Below are 20,622 nucleotides of genomic sequence, written 5' to 3' on the forward strand. Positions count from 1 at the left end.
ACAATGTACAAAGCAAAAGCCTAGCCAGATCTGACATGTTTCAGCATCAAGGATTGGATTTTTGCTTTAAGCTATTGAGCACTTCATACGCTGCCTTAATTCGCTCAGCATTGGGGATTTTTTTGTTCATCAACATCACCAAGCCAAAGTTCTCTTGTGGAATATAAATCACATATGTCCCAAAACCATTGGTGGAGCCAGTTTTATGAAAGACTCTTGAACCAGTCTTCACGAGGGTTTTTTCAACAGGGTTGGATTGCATCACAACCCGATCAGAGTTGCTTTCTAATAGTGTGTTTAATGTTGCTGGGTAGCTGAACGATTCCCAGCCAAGGGCTTGGGTCATACCACCCATTTTAAAGTAACCAGTATGTGTCGCTAGAATTGCGGGTTTAATCGCTGCTTTGGCTTGATCTGGATTTAAGTTTAAATTTAAAAAATGTAGCATGTCCGGTAGGCTAGATTTTACACCATAGGCCTGCGCATCAAAAGCGCCAGCAGTGACCCGAAGCGGGTGATTATTTTGATCATAACCAAAGGCATAGTTGCCTTGTTGTGCTTTAGGAACTTGGACATAAGTATGTTGGAGTTCTAGTTTGGGGAAGATCACTTGTTCTAATAAAGCGCTAAAAGGCATGTTCATGGCTTTAGCGGTCGCTTCACCGAATAAGCCTATGCTTGGATTAGAATATTGTCGAAATTGACCAATAGGGTTTTTGACTTTCCAATCTTGAAAATATTTAAGTGTTTGCGCATCTGTTTTTATTTGATCAGGAAATTGCAATGGAAGATTACCACTGGTATAGGTGGCCAATTCTAAGAGTGTGACTTGATTAATGTCTGAGTTTTTTAATGTGGGTATATATTTACCGGGATGGTCTTGAAGAGAAATTTTGCCTAAATTTTGTGCATAAGTACCTGCTGTTACAGTAAAAATCTTACTGACTGAACCTAGTTCAAAAAGAGTATTTTTATTTACGGCTTTTGCATTCGCAAGTGATTGTACGCCGTAGTATTTTTCATAACTTTTTCCGTTATACAAAATACCTATTGCCATACCGGGCACTGCATAAGTTTTCATTAATGGCTGAAATGCAGTATTCATCGCAGTTTCAACCTTTATAGACGTTGCAGGTATCTCGTTGGCGTTTACATAGGTCGTCAAGCTCATGCTGCCGATGAGGACGCAAAATATCGTTTTTGTTTTATTTAAAACTACCATACCCACTTTTTCCATCTATGCTACAAAAAGGGCGTATTTTAAGGTTGAAAGAAATTTTTTCCAAGATTGCGGTTGTTGAGTATATGTATAGAACAAATACACTCGATGATTCAATAAAACAAAAAGCAAAAGTTTGCTAATTTATATAAGGATAATTGTACTGATTTATACGATTCTATTTTTTATAAATACTTTTTATTTATTCTAAAAAAAAATCCCTCAAGCCGAGTCAAGAGGGAAAGCTGCAAAGCTGTTTTAGTTATTTATTGTTGTTTTCACAGCACCATCGATGAAGAGATAAACCTTAAGCTGATTTTGCAGTAATTTGATCTTTTTGTGCTTCTTCAATTTGACGAACCAAAGGCAAGACCTTTTCACCGAAATATTCAACTTCCTCAATGAAATGTAAAAAGCCAGATAACACTAAATCTACACCTACATTTTTGAGTGCAACAATACGTTCTGCAATCTGTTGCGGTGTGCCAATCAGATTAGTTTTAAAGCCATCGTTATATTGCACCAAGTCTTCAAATGTTGATTTTGCCCAGTTACCTTCACCTTCTTTAGATGCCGCGCCCGCTTCACGGGTTGCATCGCCAAAGGCATTGACCGCTTCAACATTGGCTTGGTCAATAATCTCTTGTAGCACTGCTTTAGCTTCTTCTTCAGTGTCGCGAGCAATGATAAACGCATTGACCCCAATTTTGACTGAGTGATTATTTAGCTTGGCTTTTTCACGAATATCATCGATTTGTTTTTTGAGTTCCTCAGGTGTATTGCCATTGGTAAAGTACCAATCCGAAACACGCGAAGCCATGTCACGTGCAGCACGTGAACTTCCTCCTTGGAATACTTCAATATGGGGTTTCTGCAAAGGTTTTGGTTTTAAAGTGTAGTCTTTAAACTGATAATATTTACCATCAAAACTATAGTTATCTGTTGTCCAAATACCTTTTAACGTACGAATAAATTCTTCTGAACGAACATAGCGTTCATCATGTTCAGGCCATGGCTCACCAATGGCATCAAACTCGCCACGGAACCAGCCACTTACTACATTAATCGCAATACGTCCATTGGTCAGATAATCAATGGTCGCCAACTGTTTTGCGGCTAAAACCGGTTTCCAAGGTCCTGGAAGAATTGCTGCAATTACTTTTAATTTTTCAGTTTTGGCTAAAAGTGCATGACTAAAACTCACAGATTCATGTTGATTTTCAGCGCCATACCCTGCGGTAAAACGAATTTGGGTGAGGGCATATTCAAAACCACTTTTTTCGGCAGCTTGTGCCAAACGTACATTGTAGTCATAGCTCCAGTCTGTACGTTGTTCAATATTACTGACCACTAAGCCGCCACTGACATTGGGAACCCAATAGGCAAATCGAATTGCTTGACCATTATTCGATGAAAACTGTGACATATCATAACCCTCAATTTTTTATGATTTATTCATAATAAGGTTACGTTTAAGCAACCTGTGATTGTGGTGTTTTGGATTTTGCATGTAGACGAGACTCTGCAGCATCCAAGTCTGGTATCGCCGCGGAAGGAAGCACATCATCTTGCTCAATCTGTTTGTTAATGCCTAAATTTTGATTGGCTTGTTCTGTTTTGGCTTTCACCACTTCTGCTCGCTGACCTTTTGCAGGCGCCCATTCTAAAATTGGCAATGCACGTGCGACAGCTAAAGTAATACGGTCTTGGATGTGTTCACTTTTAATGGTGTACTCAGGCGTAAAGTCACGATCTGTTGCATAGACACCAATAGGCAGAGTTTGCGCTTGAAAGAAGCTAAATAATGGACGTAACTGATGCTCTAGAACTAAAGCATGACGGTCACTACCACCCGATGCAGCAAGCAATACAGGAACATCGACTAACGCTGTTTGTTCAACAAAATCAAAGAAATGTTTAAATAAACCAGTAAATGATGCACGATAAACAGGAGTTCCCACGATGAGCGCATCTGCTGCTTCTACGGCAGCTAAGTCATCTTGAACACGTTGTGGCAGTTGGTTGCGATAAATTGCGCCCCCTAATAAATGGCCTATTTCACTGAATTTAATAAAATGAACATGAATCGGTGTTGCCTGACCAAGCTCATCTAAAATCGCTTGCACTAAACTTTCGGTTTTTGAAGGGTTATTTAATCCCCCTGAAACAGCAACAATATTTAATGGTTTTTGTTGAGTATAAATAGACATGTTGGCAACCTAATAAATTGAATCTCGGAATGCCATTCATTAATCTATATTTGACGAAGCGCTGTAAAATAATGAAAAACAGATTGGTTATCTGTTTTTAAGATAAACCAGAAAGCCTTTGAGTAATGCACGATTTCCTCTTTTAAGTATTTGAAGTTAAATAATATTCTTAAAATGAATAAGTAATTCATTTTTAACTGTTTATTTTATATTTAAAAGTGATATTCAAATCTTAATTTCGATAAATGACTTAAAGATTTTAGGGAATTTTAATTAAAGCCGACAAATTATTCAAAAATTCGTTAATATTTACGTATCCTAAATAGCAATAGTGCGGTTAGAATGAAATAACTGCGCTAGAGATCTCTCGCTTCGCTTATGAATATTTTAATCGTTGATGATCATCCACTGTTTCGCCATGCGTTAATTCAGGCGGTTCGTTATAGTTTGCCACAGGCTCAAATTAGTGAAACTGCGGCTGTTAATGAATTTTATGAGCGTTTGGAAAATGGTCCAGAACCAGATCTCGTCTTGTTGGATTTAAATCTGCCAGGCGCATCGGGTTTCTCTGCATTGGTACATGTTCGTGCACAGTATCCTGCACTTCCTATTATTGTGGTTTCTGCTCACGAAGATGCATCCATTATTCAACGTGCAATTGCACATGGCGCAATGGGCTATATTCCTAAATCTGCACATCCAAGCCATATTGGGGAAGCAATTCGCCAAGTGCTGGATGGTGATATTTGGTTACCGCCAAACTTACCCGCAGCGAATATGAATTTTGACCCACGTGCCGCAGATGAAACAGCTTTAGCTGAACGTATTCAATCGTTAACACCACAACAGTTCCGTGTATTGATGATGGTTGCAGAAGGTTTATTAAATAAGCAAATTGCTTATGAACTTGATGTTTCGGAAGCGACCATTAAAGCGCATGTGACGGCAATTTTCCGTAAATTAGGTGTACAGAACCGTACTCAAGCGGTACTCGCAATCAATGCACTAAATATTGAAGAACGAAAAGTTTAAGATTTTAATGGTTAAATTTAACCTCAATATATTGAAAAATTAACAGAAGAGTGTATTAAAAAATATGCTCTTTTTTATTTTCTGATTTCTGCATTTTCTAGTGTAATTTTAGTCTAAATCAAAAATTTAAAATCTATACCTGACTTGAATCATCAAAGCATTGTCTGTAATAAAACTTTAGCTTTTATCAAGAGTTAAAAATAGGCGTATACTGAACGGACATGAGGAATAATTATGTCTGAAGCACCTGAATCTACAGCTTATATTGAGTATGGCACTCGGCCTTTTATCGCAATTTTACTTTCATTGTTTTTAGCTGGCTTTGCTGTATTTTCATCATTGTACTGTGTTCAGCCGATGATGCCATTTTTGGCAAGTTTTTTTCATGTTACGCCAACCCATAGTAGTTTTCCGCTTTCATTTTCCACCATTGCCTTAGCCTTAGGGCTTCTTTTTGCAGGGTTGATTTCAGATCGTTATGGTCGTAAGCAGATCATGGCTATTTCTTTATTTTCCACAGCAAGCTTGTTATTGCTGAGTTCGTTTTTACCTTATTGGGAAATATTTCTTGCAACACGCATGATGATTGGCTTGGCTGTTAGTGGTGTCGCTTCTGTTGCAATGACCTATATTGGTGAAGAAATTGCGCAAAAAGATGTTGGCTTTGCCATGGGACTGTATATTTCAGGGACAGCAATAGGGGGAATGGGCGGGCGTTTGATTGCAGGAGTATTGCTGGATTATATCTCTTGGCAAACTGCGACGATGATTATTGGTCTACTCAATTTATTGATCGCGATTACATTTTATATTGCCTTACCCACCTCTAAACATTTTAAATCTTATCCCATTCAATTCACACGTTTTATCGAATCCTTTAAGAAAAATCTTTCTGACCCAAAACTCAGATTATTGTTTGTAGAAGGTTTTATTCTAATGGGATGCTTTGTGACCGTGTTTAATTACATGAGTTATCATCTGTTAGAAAAACCTTTTGAACTGTCGCAAACGTGGATTGGTTTAATTTCGATAGCCTATTTATCAGGCATTTATAGTTCACCTCGCGCTGCCAGTTGGAGTCGTCAATTTGGACGAGGTAAAGTGCTGATTGTGATGTTCTCAAGCATGATTCTGGGGTTATGGATTATGCTGATTCCATCACTTTGGGTGATTTTGATTGGCTTATTGATTTTCACTTTCTCATTTTTTGCCGCCCATTCCACATCAAGCAGTTGGGTATCAGTACAATCCTTACAGTATCGCGCAGTTGGCTCTTCACTTTATCTATTTTGTTATTATCTTGGTTCGAGCTTCTTGGGGAGCAGTAGTGGTTTAGTCTGGGAAAAATATGGATGGTTTGGCCTAACGGTTACGATTACTTGTGTACTTTGTATCGGGCTATTGGTGGCTTTAAAACTAAATCAAACACAGAATGATGATCAGGCAAAAGTATGAGAGACTGCGGCTAAATAGTGTTTATTTAAATAACCTTTTCTTTTCAATTTCTCCGTGCTTGTAAACAATACATCATGGCGGGTAAATTTTTTTAACTTATGACGAATACCTTGAACATCTTAAAAAGCTATCAATAACAGACCAAATAGAAGACCAAGAGACAATGTTTACTTTTTAATCAAACAACATGAGTAAAATTCATGGTAAAATGATCAACTTTCATTTTAGATCTCTCCCGATCGCCAACTGCCAATCGAGAAACTCACCATGTCGACCGCTTATACTGCTCAGACAGCGCCTACTGCGTTGTTTGATTATGACAAATATTGGGCATCGTGCTTTGAACCAGCACCATTTTTGCCAATGTCACGCGAGGAGATGGATCAACTCGGTTGGGATAGTTGTGACTTTATCCTAGTATGTGGTGATGCCTATATCGATCATCCATCATTCTGTTCAGGAATTATTGGTCGAACGCTTGAAGCACAGGGTTTCCGTGTCGGGATTATTGCACAACCCGATTGGACTTCTGCGGAAGCGTTTAAGGTGCTAGGCAAACCGAATATTGCATGGGGTGTGACCGCTGGTAACATGGATTCTATGATCAACCGCTATACGGCTGACCGTAAAATCCGTTCTGATGATGCTTATTCACCGGATAATTTACCTAATAAACGCCCTGACCGTGCTGCAACTGTATATTGTCAGCGTTGCCGTGAAGCATTTCCTGATGTACCTGTATTATTAGGTGGTATCGAAGCATCATTACGCCGTATTGCGCATTATGATTACTGGTCAGACAAAGTTCGTCGTTCAGTACTGATGGATTCAAAAGCGGATTTATTGATGTATGGCAATGGTGAGCGTTCTGTTGTTGAAGTCATGCATCGTCTTGCCAAAGGCGAAAAAATTCATGAAATCACCGATGTTCGTGGTACTGCATTCATCGTCAATAAAATTAATCGTGTGTCTAAAGCTAAGTTTGTTGAAATTGCATCGAATGATGTCGATGCGATTGGTCGTGTTGATCCAATCATCAATCCTTATGTGATGACTGAAGATTTAGATGGTTGCGAAATAGAACAGGGTAAAGGAAATTCTTTAACCCAATACCAAAATTTCCAAAAAGAATTGGTAGCGAATCCAGTCGTTCGTGAAGGCGATCAACTGGATGAGAATACCCAGATTGTACGTTTACTGCCGGCTTCTAAAGCGATTAAACATAAATTACCACCTCGTGAATTGGCAGTGATTCGTTTGCCTGCCTTTGAAGAAGTAGCAACTGATCCAGTACTTTATGCACATACCAACCGCATTTTGCATCTTGAAACCAATCCTGGGAACGCTCGTGCATTGGTACAAAAGCATGGTGAACGTGATGTATGGTTAAATGCACCACCGATTCCATTGACTACTGAAGAAATGGATTATGTGTTTGACTTGCCTTATGCGCGTCTACCACATCCAGCTTATGGTGAAGCGCGTTTCCCTGCATTTGATATGATCAAATTCTCTGTAAACATCATGCGTGGTTGTTTTGGTGGTTGTACATTCTGTTCGATTACCGAACATGAAGGTCGTATTATTCAAAACCGTTCAGAAGAATCAATTTTACGTGAAGTTGAAAAAATTCGTGATACAGCCCCAGGTTTTACAGGCATCATTTCAGATTTAGGTGGTCCAACTGCAAACATGTATCGTTTGCAGTGTAAAGATCCTGAGATTGAAAAGAACTGCCGTAAACCTTCTTGTGTGTACCCAGGTGTATGTCAAAATTTACATACTGACCATGCGCCACTTACTCAACTTTATCGCAAAGCACGTTCATTAAAAGGCATCAAAAAGATTTTGATTGGTTCAGGCTTACGTTATGACCTTGCGGTATTGAACCCTGAGTATGTCAAAGAACTGGTTCAACATCATGTTGGCGGTTATTTAAAAATTGCACCAGAACATACCGAGAAAGGTCCATTGTCTAAGATGATGAAACCAGGAATCGGGACCTATGATCGCTTTAAACAGATGTTTGATCGTTTTAGTAAGGAAGCGGGTAAAGAACAGTATTTAATTCCGTACTTTATCGCTGCGCATCCGGGAACAACGGATTATGACATGATGAATCTTGCGATTTGGCTTAAGAAAAATGGTTTCCGTGCCGATCAGGTGCAAACCTTTTATCCGTCACCAATGGCGACTGCGACCACGATGTATCACACCGGGAAAAATCCGTTGGCCAAAGTGGCTCGTTATACCGAAAGTGTGGATATTGTAAAAGGTGAAAAGCGTCGCCGTTTACACAAAGCCTTCTTACGTTACCATGATCCAAACAACTGGCCGTTACTACGTGATGCATTACGTGAAATGGGCCGGGTAGATTTGATTGGTAATTCTAAACATCATCTGATTCCAACTTATCAGCCGCAAGGAACAGAAGGGCAATATCAATCTGCGCGTAAGAAAAACTCGACTGTTGATGGTGATTCGCAAAAGCGTACTGGGGATAGTCGTAATTCGCAGGCGAAAACGCAATCGCGTCCTTCCAATACCAAAAAGCGTCCTGAACGTGGTCAAATATTGACGCAACATACAGGTTTGCCGCCGCGTGAAACGGGTGATAAAAAACCATTTGGTGGAAATGGCAAAGCAAAGTCTACGTCAAAAATTAGAGCTTAGGTGCTGTTTGAAATAGTAATAAGAGAGGATGCCTAAGCATCCTTTCTTAAATCAGCAATTGAATAATAAAAATACGCTACTGTGGATAACTCTCTGTAAACTGTTGAAAACTTTAGTGTACTAAAAACACACAATTTTCAAATGTGATTGTCCTACAATAGTACTCAAAGTTCATTAAATTCAGTTGTATTCGTAAAAAATACACGGTATAAATGTGGTTAAATCAATTCATTTGGTTGAAATACTCAATGAATAATACAAATAATAGTTCAAGAAATAAGTCAAAAATGTGATTTATTTGATTATTTTGAAAAAGTAAATATTTAAATCCGTCTTGTATATTACAAAATTGAACTGATTAAAAATAGTATCTTTGGTACACATGAACTGGTCTTAGACCAAATTATAATAAAGAATTAGGAAATGAAAAATGGATATGATAATCGTTGCGAGTTTGATATTACTTGCTGTCGTGATTGGTGCTAGTTATAAAGGATTGAAAAATAAGCAACAAGCAGATAGTGCTTTACGAAGAAGAGCAGTATTTAACTCACATGAACAAATTACGTTTACGCGGTTAAAAGAAATTTTACCTGAAGCCAATATCTTGGCTCATGTTTCTTTTGATGCCTTATTAACGACAAAATATTTACATACACGCCGTAAGTATCAGCAAATGTTTGCAAATTTTGTTGTGCTGGACAAAGATTATAAAGTTTTAGCGGTGATGGCTTTAGATGATATCAATGCGATTAAGCGCTCGAATCAAAATACTTATGAAGATGCTTTGTTAAGATCCGCAGGTTATCGCGTGATTCGTTATATGGGAATTCCAGAGTACCAAGATTTGCGAGAAGATTTTTTAACAGAATTTTCTGAAATGAGCCATTCGCAAATGCTGGAAGAACATGTACTGGGGAAGTTTGATCTGTACTCAAATCGCGCATATAGCTAAGCAAAAAATGCATGTTTAAACATGCATTTTTTAGTTTATTCAAAAAATTTGAGTATTGAGCTTATTCTGGTTTTACCGCAACCACCGTCATTTCAACTAAAACATCAGGTCGATAAAGTTTTGCTTCAACACAGGTTCTCGGCAGAGCCTGCATATCTGAACACCATGCATCCCAGATTTCATTCATTCCTACATAATCATTTTCAATATCTTTTAAAAAAATCATCACAGACATAATGTGTTTTTTATCTGTGCCCGCATCTGCAAGAAAACGATCAATGATATCTAAGGTCTGTTGAGTTTGCCCTTTGATATCCAAACTTAAATCCGTAGCCAATTGACCTGCCAAGTGAACTAAATTTCCCGAAATTGCGATTTCAGAAAAGCGTTTTTCTACATGCAAACGTTGTACAGTCATGATCATTCTCAAAGTTTGTTTATGCTTTAAATTTTACGTCATGATTTGCAATCTGCAAATCAACTTTGTTGCTGGTTGGTGAATGTATCTATACGAATGAGAATTTTATACTTAAAAATAATCAAACAGTTATATTCTGGGCAAATAATGAGATTGCCTAAATTTAAAAATTGAATCTGCGCGCCACGTAACTGATTTAAACAAAACGCAATTGAACAGTGCAGAGGAAAAAGTTGTTGCAATCGCTTAAAGTGCTGTTGCTCCTGAAGGATGGAAATATTCATTGCAATACCTATTATTTAGAATATATTTTTAAGCCAGTGAATAGCTTTGAGCTATTCACTGTGTCGTTATCAATTTTGCGGAGGCGTATAGGATTTGAGTTTTTGCTCAGGTTTATTGCTGATTTGATACCAGTCGATATGCCGTGTAATAAACATCACTACAGCAAGTAAAACAAATGAAATGATAGAGCCGATCAGAAAGGTTTTGCCTGAAGATTGCAACAGCATGTACATCACGGCATAAAGTGAACTTAGGATGAGGCTGAATAGGCCAGCGGCTTTAAAACCTTTCATCACATAGTATAAGTACCAGCTCATGAGCCCGACACAGGCAATTCCAGCAACGCAATAAGCCCATGCAAAGGCATAGTATTCACTGATCGAAAGGAGTAGGACAAAGAACACCACTTGAGCCATCGCCACCAAAGAATATTGAATGGGGTGAATCCGTAAGCTTTTGAGTACTTCGAAGAGAAAGAAACAAGCAAAGGTGATGATAATAATCACAATACCGTATTTAATCGCACGATCCGTTTGTGTATATACATTGACTGACTCTAAGAATTCTGTTGATAAACCAATACTTTGACTAGGTTCACCCATATAACCTGGTTCTTGTGAAAAATAACCATTACTAAACTGGCGAATACAATCATTGTTGTCGCAATCAATCAATTTGCTGATGTTTTGATGACCTAGAGCAATATTTTTCCATTGTGCGGTGAATTGTTGTTGTGTGCTGGTTTTTGCAAAGGGTAAGTTTTGTCCTGAATATTTGGTATCAGCCCAATTGCCTTTGGCCTGATAAGTGACACTACGACTGGTTGGAATTAGCGTGAATTTCCCCAGACCAGTAATATTGGCTGTCAAATCAAAAGTAAAACCATTTTGTATGGCATTGATTAATTCAGGATATGTTTTTGCAGAAACATACATAAAGTCAAAACCAGAACTGTTGCTCCCTTGCGCACTCATTTCAAAGACATAGGTTTTATTGAGCATGTTTAAGCTCGGTTGTGTATCTAAGCCGCGAGGATCATGTACAGGGAAGATAATTTCAGCTCGTTCCCATTGGTAATCTTTCTTTTCAAGTGTTGGTTTTTGGAATACACCTTTGGCCATGAGATTGGCTGTGTAGCTAATTGCTCGATAGATGGTGCGTTTATAAGTGTTGTCAGAAACATTAAAGTTGGATGACCATTGCGTGCTGTCAGCACTGATATACATCCACTGTTCCTCAGTACACAAATAGGCCACTTTCTTTTCATCGAGGCAGTTTTTTTGCTCATTGTAGGGCACGCGGATATACGGTGAAATCACGGTTTGAGGACTAATATTATTTTGTGCAATTTCTTTCAGAAATGCCCGTTGGTAATCTTGTCGTTCTGAGACCAGACTGGTAATAAAGAGTAAGCCTATCCAAAATAAGGCAACTAAAATTGCGATTGCAATAATTTTGAATGTCAGAAAGTTAGAGCGCATCACTGTTTTCCTTCGCCGTTGTTTTTTGTCAGTGTTAGTGTGCGAAACAGCAATGTGCTTTGTTTGAGGCGTATAGGTTTTTTATATGAATTTTAAGTGAAGTTTGGCTGTGCTAAGGCAATTGAATTTTTACCAATACACCCTTTTGGTGGGGTTGTAAGATGGTGATTTCATTTCCTTGAATATTACCAATGTGAATCTGTCCATGGTGTTGTTCAATAACTTGTTTAACAATACTCAGTCCAATACCAGAACTGCGTTGCTGGCTAATCGGGCGAGGCAAGGAAAAATAAGTATCAAACACTTGCGTGAGTGCATAATCTGGAATCCATTCGCCCTCATTAAAAACCTGTAATTCTACCTGCTGGTGTGTTTGATGATGAAGCCGAATCAGGATTTTTGCTGAATCTGCGGAAAAATCTAGGGCATTATCTAAAATATTGGTAAGGGTTTGTTGAATCCAAAATCGATCTGCCCGAAGCATACAATTGGCTTCAATATCCAGTAAACACTGAATTTTTTTGGCCTGAATTTGACTGGCATGCTGGTCTAAAGTCTGTTGAATCAGTTCAGATAAATTGAAATCTTGCATTTCAATTTGATGTTTAGATTTTTCCAGACGGGTCAATAAGAGCATCCGGTCAATCAGGCTACGTAAGCGCTGGCTTTGTTCATGAATATGTGTGGCAAATTGTTGTTGATCATTTAGTGGTAAATCTTCTTGGAGTAGTTCTGCACTGGCTTGAATGGCGGTAAGCGGGCTTTTGAGTTCATGGGTCAGTGTGTTGATATAGTGTTCTACATAAGCACGATCTTCAAGTTTTTCTCTCATATTTTCAACTGCTTGAGCAACTTGATTGAGTTCTTTTGCCGAACGAAAATAAGGGGTTTGATTGACAGGTGCAAGTGCTTGTGCGTATTTACGGACACGGTCAATACTGTGTTTTAGCCAATAGGCCACCAAACTGGCAAGAAACAGACTGAGTAATGTAATCCAAGCGGCTTGTTGGATCAGCTGATTTTCAGCACGCTGAATATAAGGTTGTACTGAAATATTGGGTTTTCCAATGCTGACAACGCCAATCAATTGCTGTTGTTGACCAACTTGATAATAGATTGGCGCTGCAATAAACATGGTGCTGCTATTGCTGTCCTTTTCATAACTGCGTGTAGAGCGAACGCCGTATTTTCCCTTTAAGGTCAGGTAAACATCATTCCATCGTGAGTAGTCTTGTCCTGTGGCGATACCTTGTGAGTCATAAATGACGATACCGTTGTTGTCAGTAATATAGATTTGCTGATTGATCTCATTTTTATTATGTTTCCAGATGGTGGCATTGAGTTTTCGATTCAGCGCATTTTGAATTTTTTCATCAAACTGAACAGTACTGACTTTATTTTCATAGACATCTTCAGCTACTAACATCGCGATAATATTGGCATTTTCCGCAAGGGTATCTTCTACGACCTGTCGAACATTGGGTTTTACTTGTTGATTGAAGGTATATGACATAAACCATAAACCCAGCAAGATGATCAATCCAAAGAAGAACCAAATACGAATAAAAATGGACATGGTTTATCCTTGCCTTTTTAAACTATAGCCAAAGCCTCGATGGGTTTCGATTGGATCTTGCTCGGGAGAGATCTGCTTGAGTTTATTGCGAATACTTTTGATATGTGTATCGACTGTTCTTTCTAAACTATGCTCAGGGTGTTCCCATACATGATCCATCAATTGTTGACGGCTAAACACCTGTTCAGGGCGTTGAATCAATAATTTAAGTAAGCGATATTCATAGCGGGTCAAGTGCAGTAGTGTGCCTAAATAATGGATTTGCAAAGCTTCATCATTACATTGCCAAACTTTAGACGGGGTTGTAGAAATGTGTGTGTTTGGCTGTGAGCTTTGCTGTAACTGATTTTGCATTTCCATTCTGCGCCAAATGGCTTTAATTCGAGACACAATTTCACGTGAACTAAATGGCTTGCTACAGTAATCATCTGCACCAATTTCTAAACCCACAATACGATCTATTTCGTCATCTCGTGCGGTTAAAAATAGTAGTGGTGTATGATTAAAGAGACGAATTTTTTTGCAGAGATCAAAACCATTTAAATCAGGTAATCCAACATCTAAAATAATAAAATCAAATGGTTTGTTTTTAATAAAATCAATAGCTTGCAGGCTTGAGTTGGCCCAAGTGACTTGCCAGTCTTCTCGTTCAAGTGCGTAACGTAACGGCATAAGAATAGCAGCATCATCTTCTACACATAAAATCTGTTTTTTATTATTCATTGCATTTAAAAGCTCATAATCTCAATAGGAGTGTACTCAAATTGAAATAATTAGGCGAATGAATTTTCAGTGAAGTTTAGATGAACTGTTTTATTGTTTGAAATTAGCTGAATGCCTATGGATGTGGGCTTTTTTACCCATGTGAATTTCTGAGCGCCCTGTAATCTTCGGATTTGATCGTCACGCCAATCACAGGACAGCAAATCAAAAGTATTGGTGACTTTTGATATCTCGGCAACAACATGGGTAATGTATTGCGGAAAATAGATTACTCTAATTTTGATCAATTTGGGTAAGTATTTCATCAAAACATGTTTCTTTTGGGTAAAAAACACTCAATTTATTCTGATATATAGGCAAGGTGAAAAAGACTTTGAAGAATAAAAAAGGATACCGAAGCATCCTTTTTTGTGATTTATAGATCAGGCAATGCCATAAAAAAGGATTAGCGTTTAACTACAATAGAGTCAATACCGCTATGTTGTAAGGTTTGTTGTGCAATCACTGCTGCATTTTGTGATTCATAAGGGCCTGAAATCACACGATACCAAGTTTTTCCACCTTCTGTACTTTGCATCACATCAGCAGATAAGCCATTTAAGATAATTTCAGCACGACGTGCATCAGCAGCATCAGGATCATCATAACTACGAACCTGTAGAATATATTCAGGTTGAACAGGCGTTGTGCTTTCAGCGTTTACCCCAACATTGACATTTTCAGACTGAGAAGGTGCTTCAACAATTACAGGTTGTTGTTGATTTCTGCTTTCAGGAACAGCTTGTTCAGGAATAGGGGTAACTTGTTGTTGTGGTAACAGATCATAAAAACGATAGTCTTTGTTGGTATCTTCTTGATAATGCTCAGACGTGATTTCATTTTTGGGTTGGACGGGCGCCCACGGTTTCCAGAGCATCAGTGCGACACCAAAACTTAACACGATTAAAATGACGACAAGCATCCCTAACCATTTAGGAATCAATGGTTGTTTAGGTTTGGTTGGCCTTTCTGAAACACCGCGTTGCGTTTTTCCAAACACGTGGAACCCTCTTATTATGTATTGCTTTGATCGTGTTCAAGCATAGTTTTGCATGAACACGATGTAAAGTAATGATTTATTACACACTTCAATGCTTACTTTGAGCCAGACCTGGGTCTTGGGAAAATGTAAAGCAACTCTTGACTTACATACTTTCAGGTGCAGATACACCCAATAATTCAAGACCATTATGTAAGACTTGTTTTATATTTGCTGAAAGCAATAAACGCGCTTGAGTTAATTCGGCATCATCACCTAATACTTTATTCTCGTTGTACCAACCATGGAATAAAGCAGCAAGTTCTTTCAAATAATTACCGACTTGATGAGGTTCATAATTATTTGCAGCGCGAATAAGGACTTCAGGATAAGCCGCGAGTTTCGCTAAAATTTCAGTTTCAGCATCAAGTTCTAATTTTGCAGCAAATTGACGTGCATTTTCAGTATCAAATTGAATATTTGTTGTTGCTGCTTTTTCTAACATACGGCAAATACGAGCATGCGCATATTGAATATAATACACGGCATTGTCTTTGCTTTGAGATACCGCTAAATCTAAATCGAAATCAATGTGCTGTTCAGATTTACGCATTACATAATAAAAACGTGCTGCATCATTGCCAACTTCTTTACGAAGGTCGCGTAATGTCACGAATTGACCTGAGCGAGATGACATTTGTACCATCTCACCACCACGCCATAAGCTGACGAACTGCACTAAAAGTACAGTCAATTTAGATGAGTCATAGCCCATCGCATCAATTGCAGCTTTAACACGTGCAATATAGCCATGATGGTCTGAACCCCAAATATCAACAAGGTCAGTAAAGCCACGTTGTAATTTATTTAAATGATAGGCAATGTCAGAGGCAAAGTACGTGGTTTGTCCATTACGACGTTTGACTACACGGTCTTTTTCATCGCCAAATTCAGTTGATTTAAACCAAATGTTGCCATCTTTTTCATAAAGAAAACCACGTTGATCTAAGGTTTGTAAGGCTTCATCAATTTTTTCAGCCAATGATGCTTCACTAAACCAGTGATTAAAGGTTACGCCAAACTCACCAAGGTCATCTTTAATATCATCTAAAATGGCATGTAATGCTGCTTGATGGAATACACGATAACCTTCACCCACTAAAGCTTGTGAGTTGTGAATTAAGCCGTCAATGTGTTTTTCTTTATCGCCTGAAATAACCACTTTATTGCCATCAGCATCAAGCTCTTCAGCATATTGCACATCTTCAGGAACATCTTTGTAAACATCAGCCACACTACGCACATAAGCATCAGCGTGTTTGTCGATGATACCTTGGGCGATTTCTTTAACGTAGTCGCCTTGATAAGCATTTTTAGGGAAAACTAAAGTTTGTCCACTTAATTCTAAATAACGTAAATAAGTTGATGTAGCGAGGATGTCCATTTGACGGCCAGCATCATTGACATAATATTCACGTTCAACTTTGGCACCTGTTGCTTCAAGTAAGTTTGCAACAGTCATACCATATGCAGCACCACGACCATGACCTACATGCAGGCTAGAGGTTGGGTTTGCAGAAACGAATTCAACCTGAATTTTCTTGGCTGCATTTGCTTGGGTTTTACCAAATTGTTCCTTTTGTGCTTGGATCTGATCCAGCACGGTAAAGCGCTGATCGGCATTTAAAAAGAAGTTGATAAAACCCGGACCCGCAATTTCAGCTTTGGCAATATCGACCACTTCAGGTAAATTTGCCAAAATTTTCTCTGCAAGATCACGTGGTTTCATACCAGCAACTTTAGCGCCCATCATGGCAATGTTTGATGCGAAATCACCGTGGCTTCGGTCTTTAGTTCGCGTTAAAACACTCGTGTTTTTCCAGTCAGATGGAAGAGTCCCTTCAGCTTGTAGGGATTGCACTGCATGATCAAGAGCTGCTTGTATGGCCGTATTCATAATCTATAGAGAAATAAATGTCGCAGAAAAACGCTAAATATAGCAAATTTTGCGCCTTTTAGGTGAATGCATTTGTATAGAATAAAACTTATTCGATAATAAAAATGGCAGTATGCTCGATTTCACTGTGTATTGGTGTTTAGATTTCAAATGGACTTGACGGATTACACTGCTTTAATCACCGGATAAAAAAATATGTTTGTGAATTTTTTAGATCAAATTGATCATGAGAATATAGAAAAAGACCAAGTTATACAGTTGTTTCTGGAGATTCAGGCCACAGACTTTGAATATTCAAATTCAGGTTATCTTATGCTAAATATGCCAAAACAAGGTCAGATCATTTTATTGTTTTGGTGGGTAGATACGACTCATTTGATTTTACGTTACGATAAGAATATCCCTACTGTCCAACAAGGTGAGTCGTGGTTGTCTTGCAATGAAGATCTGAACTTAGCATTATTTGATGTTGGTGATGACACGTGGCTCCCTTTAAATTCAATTATTTCACTCAATGAAGCAATCAATGTCATATCTGAGCTCTATGATCAGCCTTTAAATTTGTCTAATCAAATTAAATGGCAAAATGTGGCCGATGTTATGTGGAAGGATTAATTGTTTCAGGCCCATTAAAAGAATAAAATGTGTCCTGTTGGTAAATTTAGAGCGATATATGTCAAATACTCCCCCCACAATTATTGGCAATATCCCAAAACTCCCTGCAAAATTTGCAGCATGGATTATGCCGTTGTTCTTATCTTGTTTAATGAGTGGCATGGTGTCATTGATTAATATGTTGATCAATGTGGGTTTGATTAACGGATTTTGGGCCAAATGGCTTGCTGCATGGCTGGTATCATGGGCTGTGGCATATCCTGTGGTTCTGATTGTTTTACCCTTAGTACGACGTTTAACCGCCGTATTTGTGGATATGCCTAAATAATGCATCTACTCTTTACATGTGACAGGTTTACTGAGTAATTCAGCATGGTCATTTGTAAAAGTGTAAAGTTTGGAATTGTTAAAGATTTTAATCACTTTGGCTTTGCTCAGTGCTGTTTTAAATGTTGGCATTTTTTTCGCATTGACTAAGTCAAATGGATTGCCATAGTTTTTATTGTCGATTAAGAATTGAACTTGACCCATTTGCGCATCATGTGCTTTAAGCAGCTCTTTGCCATCTTTATCTTCAATCGCAAAACCAGACTTCTGCGAAGGAATCTTACAATTCAAACGCAAATATAGGACGTTTCCATCACTGGATTTGTTTTGTAAGGTGTAAATACCTTGAAGATCATTTTCAATATAGACCCATTGTCCAGTGGGCATATTGATCTTCATTTGTTCTAGTTTTTCGAGGGTGGCTTTACTGACATCAACCACGCCTTGTTGATCAACTTCTGGGATTTTGGCTTCGCCTAAGCCCACCATGCTTTTGACTTTTTCAGTGGTTTTAGAAACACCAGAAGAGACTTTTTTTGCAGTTTGGCAGCCAGTACATGCAATGACTGTGCTAAGAAGGAGTAGAGAGATCTTTGTGTTCATTGTTATTGGTTTAGCTTCATCGTATTTTAAACAAAATAAATCTAAACAGAAAAAAAATCAATGATTGGTCAAAATTGCGTACAAATATGCAGTTTTAATGGCGGGATCATGACTCATTATTTTATGGAAAAATATTAAATTGCATAAAAACGAGAATTTGATCAGTAAAACTGAGAATAATTTATCATTCTGTAAAATACTTTGAATATCATTATCACGTATCTAAATACCCATTTAGTCAAAAATAGGCTTAAGCTTGTATCAGACCAAAGTCGTAGCTTAGCAAAAGATAGAAGCAGGCAGTCTGCTTCAATGAGAATGGAAATGCCAACGGAAACCCTGAAAAAATATCCTCTATATATTCATTATGCAGGTAATGCCTTATTAGAGCTGCCTTTATTAAATAAAGGTTCAGCCTTCACAGAAGAAGAACGAACTCAATTTAACTTACACGGTTTAATTCCTCATGTGATCGAAAGTATCGAGGAACAAAGTCAACGTTCATACCAACAGTTCTGTTCTTTCAGTGAAGCGATCAATAAGCATATTTATTTACGAAATATTCAAGACACCAATGAAACGCTGTTTTACCACCTGATTGAAAACCACTTAAGTGAGATGATGCCAATTATCTATACACCGACAGTGGGTGAAGCATGTCAACGTTTCTCCGATATTTATCGCCGTCATCGTGGAGTATTTCTTTCCTATCCTGACCGTAAATACATTGATGAAATCATTCACAACGTAAACCGTAAAAATGTCAAAGTGATTGTGATCACAGATGGTGAGCGTATTCTTGGTTTAGGTGACCAAGGTATTGGTGGTATGGGCATTCCAATTGGAAAACTATCTCTTTACACCGCATGTGGTGGCATTAGTCCTGCTTACACATTGCCGATTACCATTGATGTGGGAACCAATAATCAACAGTTATTGAATGACCCGATTTATATGGGATGGTCGCAACCTCGTATCAGCGGGGATGAATACTATGAATTTGTCGATGAAGTGATTGCTGCGGTTAAACGTCGTTGGCCAAAAGCACTGATCCAATTCGAAGATTTTGCGCAAAAAAATGCCATGCCTTTACTTGAAAAATACCGTGATAAGATTTGTTGCTTTAATGACGATATTCAAGGAACAGCCGCAGTTTGCGTCGGCACTTTAATTGCAGCGAGTAGAGCCGCAGGTAAACAGCTCAAAGACCAGAAAATTACCTTCTTAGGGGCTGGTTCCGCAGGTTGTGGTATTGCAGAACAAATTATTGCACAGATGGTTGCTGAAGGGCTGACGGATGCTGAGGCACGTGCCAAAGTATTTATGGTGGATCGTTTTGGCTTAATCACTGAAAATCAGCCAAACTTATTAGATTTCCAACGTAAACTTGCGCAGAAACCTGAAGATGTTGCACATTGGGGCAATGCTGAGGAAATCATTTCACTGCTTGATGTTGTGAAAAATGCCAAACCAACCGTATTGATCGGGGTATCCGGTCAACCAGGTTTATTTACAGAAGAAATCATTAAAACGCTGGCTGAAAACTGTGAATATCCGATTGTATTGCCTTTATCCAACCCAACTTCACGAGTTGAAGCCGTACCGGCTGATATTATTCAATGGACAGATGGTAAAGCATTGATTGCGACAGGCAGCCCATTTACACCTGTAAATTATCATGGTGAAACCTACCAGATTTCGCAGTGCAATAACTCCTATATCTTCCCTGGCATTGGTTTGGGTGTGGTAGCAGTTCAAGCAACCCGTGTTACAGACAATATGTTAATGGCTTCAAGTTCAGCTTTGGCCGATTGTTCACCGAAGTTGCAAGATATCCACGCAGATTTGTTGCCTGATTTAAATGAATTGCAGCAAGTATCTAAAATTATCGCGTTTAAAGTTGCTAAAGCGGCTATTCAAGATGGTGTAGCACCGATGATCAGTGATGAGCAATTGCTAGAAAGTATTGAACAGAACTTCTGGAAACCAGAATATCGTGACTATAAACGCGTTCCGTTCTAGAAATTTTTAAATGTTGTAAAGAAGGGGCTATACGCCCTTTTTTATTAATCTAA

General features: G+C 38.4%; 18 protein-coding genes. 7 read left to right on the top strand and 11 right to left on the bottom strand.

The window, feature by feature from the left end:
* Positions 1-46: 46 nt before the first annotated feature.
* The 3 genes from ampC to msuE all read right to left on the bottom strand — a co-directional run bounded on the left by ampC (position 47) and on the right by msuE (position 3,429).
* Positions 47-1,171, bottom strand: coding sequence for a class C beta-lactamase (ampC, locus tag AC4CVF_RS19500; protein WP_419328338.1), 1,125 nt, complete (start codon positions 1,169-1,171; stop codon positions 47-49).
* 355 nt (positions 1,172-1,526) lie between these two features.
* Entirely contained in the window at positions 1,527-2,645 is a 1,119-nt protein-coding gene (gene sfnG / locus AC4CVF_RS19505; RefSeq protein WP_004723462.1) for a dimethylsulfone monooxygenase SfnG, read from the bottom strand.
* A 46-nt stretch (positions 2,646-2,691) separates the two neighbouring features.
* Positions 2,692-3,429, bottom strand: a complete 738-nt coding sequence (msuE, locus tag AC4CVF_RS19510) for an FMN reductase (RefSeq protein ID WP_004723461.1) — start codon at positions 3,427-3,429, stop codon at positions 2,692-2,694.
* 378 nt (positions 3,430-3,807) lie between these two features.
* Here msuE and AC4CVF_RS19515 point away from each other — a divergent pair, with 378 nt between their 5' ends.
* The 4 genes from AC4CVF_RS19515 to AC4CVF_RS19530 all read left to right on the top strand — a co-directional run bounded on the left by AC4CVF_RS19515 (position 3,808) and on the right by AC4CVF_RS19530 (position 9,544).
* Positions 3,808-4,461 (top strand): response regulator, encoded by a 654-nt coding sequence (locus tag AC4CVF_RS19515; protein ID WP_004823671.1) that lies wholly within the window; start codon positions 3,808-3,810, stop codon positions 4,459-4,461.
* Between the two features lie 234 nt (positions 4,462-4,695).
* Positions 4,696-5,916 (top strand): MFS transporter, encoded by a 1,221-nt coding sequence (locus AC4CVF_RS19520; protein WP_336953780.1) that lies wholly within the window; start codon positions 4,696-4,698, stop codon positions 5,914-5,916.
* Positions 5,917-6,183: 267 nt separating this feature from the next.
* Complete coding sequence (locus tag AC4CVF_RS19525; RefSeq protein WP_490789861.1) at positions 6,184-8,589, top strand: YgiQ family radical SAM protein; 2,406 nt, start codon at positions 6,184-6,186, stop codon at positions 8,587-8,589.
* Positions 8,590-9,019: 430 nt separating this feature from the next.
* A complete protein-coding gene (locus tag AC4CVF_RS19530) occupies positions 9,020-9,544 on the top strand; it encodes a DUF2726 domain-containing protein (protein WP_336953778.1) in 525 nt (174 codons plus the stop codon).
* A gap of 61 nt (positions 9,545-9,605) precedes the next feature.
* On the opposite strand, the gene AC4CVF_RS19535 is transcribed toward AC4CVF_RS19530, so the two are convergent.
* The 7 genes from AC4CVF_RS19535 to argS form a co-directional block, all read right to left on the bottom strand.
* Positions 9,606-9,962: a RidA family protein gene (locus tag AC4CVF_RS19535; RefSeq protein ID WP_336953777.1), complete on the bottom strand. Its 357-nt coding sequence runs from the start codon at positions 9,960-9,962 to the stop codon at positions 9,606-9,608.
* Between the two features lie 59 nt (positions 9,963-10,021).
* The gene (locus AC4CVF_RS19540; RefSeq protein ID WP_336953776.1) at positions 10,022-10,246 is read right to left on the bottom strand and encodes a hypothetical protein; all 225 of its coding nucleotides are present in this window, start codon (positions 10,244-10,246) and stop codon (positions 10,022-10,024) included.
* A 69-nt stretch (positions 10,247-10,315) separates the two neighbouring features.
* Positions 10,316-11,728 (bottom strand): cell envelope integrity protein CreD, encoded by a 1,413-nt coding sequence (gene creD, locus AC4CVF_RS19545; RefSeq protein ID WP_483770527.1) that lies wholly within the window; start codon positions 11,726-11,728, stop codon positions 10,316-10,318.
* A gap of 112 nt (positions 11,729-11,840) precedes the next feature.
* Positions 11,841-13,304, bottom strand: coding sequence for a two-component system sensor histidine kinase CreC (creC, locus tag AC4CVF_RS19550; protein WP_483770528.1), 1,464 nt, complete (start codon positions 13,302-13,304; stop codon positions 11,841-11,843).
* Between the two features lie 3 nt (positions 13,305-13,307).
* Positions 13,308-14,027, bottom strand: coding sequence for a two-component system response regulator CreB (gene creB / locus AC4CVF_RS19555; protein WP_419328320.1), 720 nt, complete (start codon positions 14,025-14,027; stop codon positions 13,308-13,310).
* A 445-nt stretch (positions 14,028-14,472) separates the two neighbouring features.
* Positions 14,473-15,066, bottom strand: a complete 594-nt coding sequence (locus tag AC4CVF_RS19560) for an SPOR domain-containing protein (RefSeq protein ID WP_336953772.1) — start codon at positions 15,064-15,066, stop codon at positions 14,473-14,475.
* Positions 15,067-15,211: 145 nt separating this feature from the next.
* Entirely contained in the window at positions 15,212-17,002 is a 1,791-nt protein-coding gene (gene argS / locus AC4CVF_RS19565; RefSeq protein ID WP_004823680.1) for an arginine--tRNA ligase, read from the bottom strand.
* A gap of 195 nt (positions 17,003-17,197) precedes the next feature.
* Here argS and AC4CVF_RS19570 point away from each other — a divergent pair, with 195 nt between their 5' ends.
* Positions 17,198-17,617: a hypothetical protein gene (locus AC4CVF_RS19570; RefSeq protein ID WP_336953771.1), complete on the top strand. Its 420-nt coding sequence runs from the start codon at positions 17,198-17,200 to the stop codon at positions 17,615-17,617.
* A gap of 58 nt (positions 17,618-17,675) precedes the next feature.
* Complete coding sequence (locus tag AC4CVF_RS19575) at positions 17,676-17,945, top strand: DUF2798 domain-containing protein (RefSeq protein ID WP_490789862.1); 270 nt, start codon at positions 17,676-17,678, stop codon at positions 17,943-17,945.
* Between the two features lie 5 nt (positions 17,946-17,950).
* Here the strand turns inward: AC4CVF_RS19575 and AC4CVF_RS19580 are convergent, their stop codons facing one another.
* The gene (locus tag AC4CVF_RS19580; protein ID WP_490789863.1) at positions 17,951-18,547 is read right to left on the bottom strand and encodes a YfjT/YkfB family phage-associated protein; all 597 of its coding nucleotides are present in this window, start codon (positions 18,545-18,547) and stop codon (positions 17,951-17,953) included.
* A gap of 324 nt (positions 18,548-18,871) precedes the next feature.
* Between AC4CVF_RS19580 and AC4CVF_RS19585 the strand changes: the two genes are divergently transcribed.
* Positions 18,872-20,569 (top strand): NAD-dependent malic enzyme, encoded by a 1,698-nt coding sequence (locus AC4CVF_RS19585; protein ID WP_419328317.1) that lies wholly within the window; start codon positions 18,872-18,874, stop codon positions 20,567-20,569.
* Positions 20,570-20,622: the final 53 nt, after the last annotated feature.

It is taken from the genome of Acinetobacter sp. LipI_19, assembly GCF_058242925.1.

What these genes read in the sequence shown, in the direction of transcription:
- AC4CVF_RS19530 (WP_336953778.1), top strand. Translation starts at nt 9,020, where the DNA reads ATGGATATGATAATCGTTGCGAGTTTGATATTACTTGCTGTCGTGATT.
- AC4CVF_RS19575 (WP_490789862.1), top strand. Translation starts at nt 17,676, where the DNA reads ATGTCAAATACTCCCCCCACAATTATTGGCAATATCCCAAAACTCCCT.
- AC4CVF_RS19540 (WP_336953776.1), bottom strand. Translation starts at nt 10,246, where the DNA reads ATGAATATTTCCATCCTTCAGGAGCAACAGCACTTTAAGCGATTGCAA.
- AC4CVF_RS19535 (WP_336953777.1), bottom strand. Translation starts at nt 9,962, where the DNA reads ATGACTGTACAACGTTTGCATGTAGAAAAACGCTTTTCTGAAATCGCA.
- sfnG (WP_004723462.1), bottom strand. Translation starts at nt 2,645, where the DNA reads ATGTCACAGTTTTCATCGAATAATGGTCAAGCAATTCGATTTGCCTAT.
- AC4CVF_RS19570 (WP_336953771.1), top strand. Translation starts at nt 17,198, where the DNA reads ATGTTTGTGAATTTTTTAGATCAAATTGATCATGAGAATATAGAAAAA.
- AC4CVF_RS19520 (WP_336953780.1), top strand. Translation starts at nt 4,696, where the DNA reads ATGTCTGAAGCACCTGAATCTACAGCTTATATTGAGTATGGCACTCGG.
- AC4CVF_RS19525 (WP_490789861.1), top strand. Translation starts at nt 6,184, where the DNA reads ATGTCGACCGCTTATACTGCTCAGACAGCGCCTACTGCGTTGTTTGAT.
- creD (WP_483770527.1), bottom strand. Translation starts at nt 11,728, where the DNA reads ATGCGCTCTAACTTTCTGACATTCAAAATTATTGCAATCGCAATTTTA.
- ampC (WP_419328338.1), bottom strand. Translation starts at nt 1,171, where the DNA reads ATGAGCTTGACGACCTATGTAAACGCCAACGAGATACCTGCAACGTCT.
- msuE (WP_004723461.1), bottom strand. Translation starts at nt 3,429, where the DNA reads ATGTCTATTTATACTCAACAAAAACCATTAAATATTGTTGCTGTTTCA.
- creB (WP_419328320.1), bottom strand. Translation starts at nt 14,027, where the DNA reads ATGAATAATAAAAAACAGATTTTATGTGTAGAAGATGATGCTGCTATT.
- AC4CVF_RS19585 (WP_419328317.1), top strand. Translation starts at nt 18,872, where the DNA reads ATGCCAACGGAAACCCTGAAAAAATATCCTCTATATATTCATTATGCA.
- AC4CVF_RS19580 (WP_490789863.1), bottom strand. Translation starts at nt 18,547, where the DNA reads ATGAACACAAAGATCTCTCTACTCCTTCTTAGCACAGTCATTGCATGT.
- argS (WP_004823680.1), bottom strand. Translation starts at nt 17,002, where the DNA reads ATGAATACGGCCATACAAGCAGCTCTTGATCATGCAGTGCAATCCCTA.
- creC (WP_483770528.1), bottom strand. Translation starts at nt 13,304, where the DNA reads ATGTCCATTTTTATTCGTATTTGGTTCTTCTTTGGATTGATCATCTTG.
- AC4CVF_RS19515 (WP_004823671.1), top strand. Translation starts at nt 3,808, where the DNA reads ATGAATATTTTAATCGTTGATGATCATCCACTGTTTCGCCATGCGTTA.